General features: G+C 26.8%; 6 protein-coding genes. 1 reads left to right on the top strand and 5 read right to left on the bottom strand.

The features are described 5' to 3' along the window. Positions 1-97: 97 nt before the first annotated feature. The 4 genes from Q1A46_RS01270 to Q1A46_RS01255 all read right to left on the bottom strand — a co-directional run bounded on the left by Q1A46_RS01270 (position 98) and on the right by Q1A46_RS01255 (position 4,470). On the bottom strand, positions 98-2,236 hold the full coding sequence (locus Q1A46_RS01270; protein ID WP_299673177.1) for a DUF3857 domain-containing transglutaminase family protein: 2,139 nt from the start codon (positions 2,234-2,236) through the stop codon (positions 98-100). Positions 2,237-2,252: 16 nt separating this feature from the next. Beyond that, positions 2,253-2,762, bottom strand: a complete 510-nt coding sequence (locus Q1A46_RS01265; protein WP_299673175.1) for an endonuclease V — start codon at positions 2,760-2,762, stop codon at positions 2,253-2,255. Between the two features lie 17 nt (positions 2,763-2,779). Beyond that, positions 2,780-4,000 (bottom strand): VCBS repeat-containing protein, encoded by a 1,221-nt coding sequence (locus Q1A46_RS01260; RefSeq protein ID WP_299673173.1) that lies wholly within the window; start codon positions 3,998-4,000, stop codon positions 2,780-2,782. A 134-nt stretch (positions 4,001-4,134) separates the two neighbouring features. Next, positions 4,135-4,470, bottom strand: a complete 336-nt coding sequence (locus tag Q1A46_RS01255; RefSeq protein WP_299673171.1) for a single-stranded DNA-binding protein — start codon at positions 4,468-4,470, stop codon at positions 4,135-4,137. 167 nt (positions 4,471-4,637) lie between these two features. Here Q1A46_RS01255 and Q1A46_RS01250 point away from each other — a divergent pair, with 167 nt between their 5' ends. Continuing rightward, complete coding sequence (locus Q1A46_RS01250; RefSeq protein WP_299673169.1) at positions 4,638-4,991, top strand: hypothetical protein; 354 nt, start codon at positions 4,638-4,640, stop codon at positions 4,989-4,991. Here Q1A46_RS01250 and Q1A46_RS01245 read toward each other — a convergent pair whose 3' ends face one another. Continuing rightward, the gene (locus tag Q1A46_RS01245) at positions 4,992-7,379 is read right to left on the bottom strand and encodes a hypothetical protein (RefSeq protein WP_299673167.1); all 2,388 of its coding nucleotides are present in this window, start codon (positions 7,377-7,379) and stop codon (positions 4,992-4,994) included. Positions 7,380-7,428: the final 49 nt, after the last annotated feature.

The raw sequence follows: 7,428 nt of genomic DNA, 5'->3' as shown, positions 1-7,428 counted from the left end.
ATAAAAAACCAGAGAAGCTAGCTTCTCTGGTTTAAATAATACTTTTTAAAACTGTCAACCTATTTTAGGACGACTCATCATTTTAAATTTAGTTCTCTTAAATATCTTTCTCGCTAAGTTGTTTCTTAAGATTAGAAATCTCATTTTTAAGTTCTTCTAAATACTTTTTTCTTTTCTTTCTTCTTTTTATGATAAAAAAGATTAAAAACGATAGTACTATCAAGAAAACAAATAACGTTGTAAATATGGTATAAAGTTGTTTACGATAAATTTTTTCATAACTATAATCTTCTCGTTTAGTTTTCTCTTTAGTTAAAATCAAAGAAATATTTTTATGAATAGAATCCATACTCTTAACAACCTCTTTATATCTTGAAGAATCTAAATCTTTCTTAAAAAATTCTATAGAATATTTTGCATAAATAGAGTCGTTTTCTTTCCAAGAATTCTTATTGTATTTGATCCAATCATTTTCAAGTTTAACAGTATCAGGAATAAACTCCATCCAAGGTAATTCTTTTGTTTTTAGTAAGTAATTTGTTTTTTCTAGATAAGGTAGATCAAAGAATTCTCCTAAATCTTCATCATATAACTGTTTTATTTCCGACCATTGTTTTAAAAAAGGTGGAGCATAAGATAATGCTTCACTATTGTAATGAATTGATTCGAATTTTTCTGTAGGATTTTTAGATCTGAATTTAAAAACAGAAAAAGGTTTATCGTCTTCTATAAAATATTCTTTCTCATAATTCTCTCTTCTTCTGTAGGGATTTTTTAAAACATCTTCACTAATCTCATCAAACAATTTTTCGATACCATACGTATTATAAACCCAATTATAATCATTCGCTACTTCGCCCTGTAATACTACTTGGGAATTGATACGGTATTGATCCTCTTGAAAATCATCTTCATTTTCATAGATAACTGTAGTAATATCTACAGTACTATTAGATTTCCAATCTAATTTTGTAAGTTCATTTACGCCTTCTTTAATTCTTAATCCGTATCGAAAGTCGGAAACAGTCTTATCTTTTAAATTACCTTTTTGTGGACTTTGTGTTGCATCAAAAATGTATGATTTACCGTTTAATTCATATTCAACAACAGCATGATCAAATATTTGACCACTATAAACATTTAATATTCTTTCATCTAACCCGTCTGATTTAACAATTAATGGCCAAGACGTGACACCTAAACATTCTAACATTTTTATTGTTAATAATGACTTGGATTTACAATCCCCTACTCCTTGTTTTAATACTACATCTGATTTCTTAGGCTCGATTAAATCATAATCTAAATAGTGAATATCTTCCTGAATATAATTTAATATAGCATTGATTTTTTCTTCTTTACTCTCAATACCTTTTGTTATAATTTTAACCTTTTCTTGAACTGCTATTGAAGGTGCTTTTGCTAGTTCATAGTTTTCTATATTGAGGTTGACATATTCACTCCAAGAAACTTTATCAAAAAAATAAACTTTTTTTTTCGCAGAATACCAATCTGGAACTGTTGGATATTTTATCTTTTGATCTGTTTCAATTTTGAATTCTGCTGAAAATAATCCTTTTGATTTTGCACGAATAATTTTAGGATCCCAATTGACCGTATGAGTTTTTATAGGTTTTGTATTTAAAATCCTAATGTAATTAGCACCCCTTAAATTATGCTTAAAAGGAAAAATTTGATAATGTAAACTTCCTTTTAAATCAGGCTGGCTGCCTTTTTCTGTATAGCTAAACTCAATAATATCTCCTTGTTTTACACCTTCAAAATAGATTTTTATTCTTCCATCATTTGCATAAAAATCTCCTGCTATTTGTTTTTCATAAATTTCTTTTTCTATATGTAATTTACTATTGATTCTAATAATTTTATTTCCTCTATGAAAATTCACATTATGTATCTGTATACTTTGAAAATCTGGTTCATACCAGAAATAAAAAGAACGAATTTTATTGACACCTTTGACAGTATTTACATAATAATAATACTTTTTAAAACTTTCCTCTGTTGTATTGTTGTATTGACTTTCAAGCTGCAATAAAACTAGGTCAAGATCATATTCTCTTTTAAGTTTCGGAAAAGGATATTTTTTAACCCAAGATGGGATTGGTTGTACGCTATATCCCTCAAGCTTTTCTTGTGCAAAACCTTTAAGAATCGCACTAAAACTAATGATGAAATGAATAAGAAGGATTCTAAATATTACTTTTGATATATTCATTATTTAAATATTCAATTTATACTAAATTTTCCCTCGTCTTAGTATCTAAAACTTTTAACAATGTTGGCATACGAAAATTACCATGCATATCTTTAATAGCATTATAAGCATCATTTAAATCTAAACCTATTGCAGAAACATATAATGGTTTTTTACTTTCTCCTCTAAATAATTCTCTAGCATACTTATTTTCAGTATTAAATTGAGATTTTGCAACTCCAATGACAGGAATCTTTTTCTCTAATGCTTCATACAAATAACCTCCTAAACCTAATTTTCCTTCGTTATTAAGAATTGCATATCCATCAACAATAATTAATGTTATTTCTTCAAGATCAAATTGTTTTAAAAGACTCAAAATACATGGCATTTCTCTTTTATAGAACTCTCCTGGAACATACTCTGATACTCCATCAATAATTTCATCTGTGATAGCTATAGAAGTTTCATCTGTTATCTTATTAAAACTAACACAAACTGTCTTTGCTTTACTTTCATAATAAAATGTATCAAAAGCTAAAATCATAATCAATTTTTTTACAACTACTTTAGTTTATTAATAAACAATAATGTTTTCGGGTCTCCTTCAAAACCTCCCTCATATCCTGTTAACAATATATCTTGATCTCCATCTCCATCTATATCTCCTGTATGAATAGAACCTTGACTGGCATAAGGAAATGCTTGTCTTTTTAATAAAATAAACTTCCCTTTTTTATTTTCATATATATCTATCGCATCTTCATAATATGCTGAACTATCTAATGCTTTTCTACCTCCAGAAATAATCAAATCTTTATCTCCGTCGTTATCTAAATCTACAAAACACGATACTCCTAAATTATATTTTAAAATATCATTTTCTATAGTCTTAAAAGCTTTACCTGTATTGAAATAGAACAGTGATTTTTCGAATACAGCTCCAGAATTTTCTGTAATATTTGTCATAAATACATCCATATTTCCATCATTATTGATATCTACAGGATGAATAATTCCTTGATCTGTATTTTTAAACACATGTGAAATAGAAGTATATCCTTTACTTGAATTTTTAAAGAATAAATTATTTTTTTTTAAGTAAGGTTTATCTCCTTTGTATGCCAATTCATCTCCTTGTAATAATACTTCATCATCACCATCATTATCTATATCAAAAGCAGCAACACCGTATTCATAAACACTTCCAGCTCCTTTTAGTTCTCCTTTTAAACTAAAATTCCCTTTCTTATCATTAATGTAATATTCGATCTTTTCATTTCTTTCAATTAAAAGATCTGCATATTTATCTTTATTTACATTTAAAAAACCTGCATAAACACAATAGTTTTCTCCACTTATTTTTTGATGTTTTTTAAATATTCCTTTTTCATTTTTATAAATAACTACACCATTTTCTTTCGTTCTATTTAATTCTTGACCAGTAATTACAACATCTAAATCATTATCCTGATCTATATCTGCAACATCAATTTTTCCATATTCAATACGCATGAAAGTAGATCTTTTATCTAATGTAAAATTTCCTTTACCATCATTTGTATAAAGAAACGTATGTGTATTTGAATCTTCAGCTAAAGTTTTATTGTAACCAGATATAATGAGATCTAAATCTCCATCTAAATCATAATCAAAAAACACATTATTGGAATCTGCTAAATCATGAATATTATGATTTTCTTTTTGTTGAAAAACAAACTTATTGTTCTGAGCAATGCAGTTATAGGATAGCGATATTGTTAATATTAGTAAAATCTTTTTCATGAATCATTTGGTTTATTTAGTAAAAGTAGTTAAAAATTAAATGATCTTTTTAGATACAAAAAGAGTGTTCATACAAATGAACACTCTTACTTTTTTCTTTTTCAATTCAATACGTTTATAGCAAATTTCCCCTCTTACTTGTTTCCTAACATTAATAGTTCGTTACAAACAACTTCAGTTACATAGCGTTTCTCGCCTTGGTTAGTTTCATAACTTCTGGAGGTTAATTTTCCTTCAATCATTATTTCGCTTCCTTTATCTAAATAGTTTTCGATAATCTCAGCGGTTTTGTTCCAAGCAACTATATTATGCCACTGCGTGTCTGTTACTTTCTGACCTTCTGAATTTTTGTACGTTTCGTTGGTAGCAATAGAAAATTTTGCTAACTTTTTTCCAGAATCTAAATAAATGATTTCTGGTTTGTTTCCTAAGTGACCAATTAACTGTACTCGATTTTTAAGTGCGTTCATTCTATTAATTTATTGTTTTAAACAGTTAAGACTAATTTGCCGTTCTGGTGAACTGACACTGCAAAGATGCAACCTATTTAAAGGTAGACTCGGTTGCAAAACATTTACTTTCGGTTGTAAACGTTTGTAGTCGATTACATTCGAATATATTTGTATCTTTGAAACTTATGGAAGCAAGAAAATGTTTAGAATGTTCTGAGCCTTTAAGAGGAAGAGCTGATCAAAAGTTTTGTTCTGATTATTGTAGAAATTCGTACAATAATAAAGTAGATAAGGATACCAAAAACTTAATTAGAAATATAAACAACAGACTTAAGAAAAATTACAAAATACTTTCTGAATTAAACACGAAAGGAAAAACCAAAGTATCTCGTACAAAATTGTATGATAAAGGGTTCGATTTTAAACTGTTTACTTCGCTATATCAAACCAAAACTGGTAATACATATTATTATGTTTACAATCAAGCTTATTTAGAGTTAGAGAATGAATTGTATTTATTAGTTAAACTAGATGATTAGTTATTTTACTTCGAATGTAAAAAAATATGTTCCTAACAATCCATCTTGACTATTAACCTCTATACTTGCTTGGTAAATTCCTCTTACTTCACTTGTAGTAAATTCAATCTCAAATTCTCCTTTTTTGTTATTCAACAAATACGGATTCCAATATAAATTCGTTCGTAAATCTTGAAAACCTTCAACTTTTTGTTTTTTATTATAATTATAAAAACCTTTTAGCTTTAATATATTACTCTCTACTTTTTCTTTTGTTTTACTTTTAGATTTTGGTGCTTTGTAAACAATTTTTTCTCCTCCGTTTATTAAATAAATACCTCCTTCTACAGGTTTATATCCTTGCTTATGATTTACACAATTTAGAATATCATACTCGTAACAAACATAATCGAAAACAGATCCTTCGTGCAGTTTTTTAACTCCAAATGCTTTTACATTTTTCACTTTTTTTGTCACTACAACTTCATCCAGTGAATTTGAGTAATCGAAACTAAAATCTTCAGAATATTTTTTAGAAATTTTCTTTCTACTTAAAAAAGAGATATTATTCGATATATTAATAAAGTCCCTTTTTAGAAACTCTTCAGATTCTAAAAGAAAATCACTTTTTGTAAATAAATGAGAATCACTACTGCCGTAAGCTACTGTAAAATATTCACTGTTTATTTGTTCTAATTTTGATGGAGATATTTTAAAATTCCCAAGAGAATCTACAATTATAGAATTATTATTTACTCCAGCTATAACAGGAATTCTTTTATTTCTTTCTGCAATTAAATTGTTTGCTAAACCTCTTCCGTATAATTTTCCAAAAATACTTTCTTGATAGGATTTCGTATGCTTTTTATAATTAGAATCATTTCTAATATAGGTTTTAGTTAACATTAAATCATCTAAAATCCAAGGGCTTTTTTGTATAAAATATTTTCCTGATGATACAATTCTTTCATTCGAATTTTTTATCAATTGATAGTAAGAACATAAATCCATGCCGTTCTCTAATAAAACACTTTTATCATTAGAGATTCTTATAGTAGCAACAGCTCTTTTATTTTTTTCAAGATGATCTGAGACTTTAAATCTAAGTTTGATTTTTTCTTTTGGTTTATACCTTCTTCTAATTGTTTTTAGCGGTTTAACGTAAAGTTTTTTATGTTGATTAACAAACACATCTCTGGAAGCTAAAACATTATTATTAACATCTAACAACTCAACAAATACAACGCCAGATGAAAGATCTTGTACATGAATTGGAAAACTTGTAAGATTTTGTAATGAAGTAATTATCTCTTCATGAATTTCTTCTCCATTTTTATACGCTTTTACTTTAAAACTTTTGTCATTTCTCAAATTAATTGGAAACAAATCAACTTTTAAAGTTTTGCCTTTTTCTGTAACCTTTAAATACACTCCAGCATTTGTAAACTCAGGAAAGGGAATACTATATTCTTTATTGCTGACTCTTGATTTTATAAAGTACTTTTTATCTCTTTTAAAATTATAAGTGAATGCAGCGATTCCTTTCTCCTTTAAATCTAGTTCTTGAAGTTTCTTTTCTTCTTCATATAAATATACTTTACTTTTTACAGGTTCATTCCATTCGTTAATTATCTTTATACCTACTTTTTGTTCTACTCCAGAAAATAATTGTCCACCTTCAGGAAAAAACTGAACATTGAATTTATTATTAAAATTTGGAGATGGTAAACTTATAATCTCTTCTCTTTTCCCAGAATCATCAAAAACTGTAAATACCAATCTGCTAAAATCAATATCAGCAACATCTTTCAACTTAAAAACAACAATTCCTTTATTATTTGTTTTTATTCTTTGTTTCTTATTTTTCCCTGATTTTGTTTTGTAAACTAATTGTGTTTTTAACTTCTTGTAAGGTTTATATTTTCTATCATATACTTTAAAATTTGCAAATAATTGATTAGAAATACTATCACTTACAAAATCGTAAGCTATATGTAATCTTTTGTAAAAATTTTGTTCTATATGAAAAGGTTTTTGAGCACGTATATTCAAGTTTTTATTTATGGAATGCACAGTCATAACATTCAAAAAATATAAACCATTTTTAAAATTATCTTTTAATTTATACACTCCTTTACAAACTCCTCTATCAATAGGAAACTTATGACTAAACTCAACTTCTTTATTAATATTGAGAATTTGTAAATACAAGATTTTACTTGTGTAAGAAGGCTTTAATGTTTTAGTATTTAAAACAGTTACCTTAAACTTTATTTCTTCTCCTGAAGTATAAATGTCTTTATTAGTTTGAATATACAGAGATTCAAGTTCTTGATGTTGTATCTTATATTGAGAACTAATGCAAAAAATATTAAATATAAAACATAAAAGAATGATATAATTTTTCATAGTCATCGAAGATTATTAGCAAGCAACTTAATTATCACTAAGTTATAAA

Source organism: uncultured Tenacibaculum sp., from assembly GCF_947502995.1.
Taxonomy (GTDB): Bacteria; Bacteroidota; Bacteroidia; order Flavobacteriales; family Flavobacteriaceae; genus Polaribacter.
Note: the sequence above shows the minus strand (reverse complement) of the source record. Positions and strands in the feature narration are given on the sequence as shown.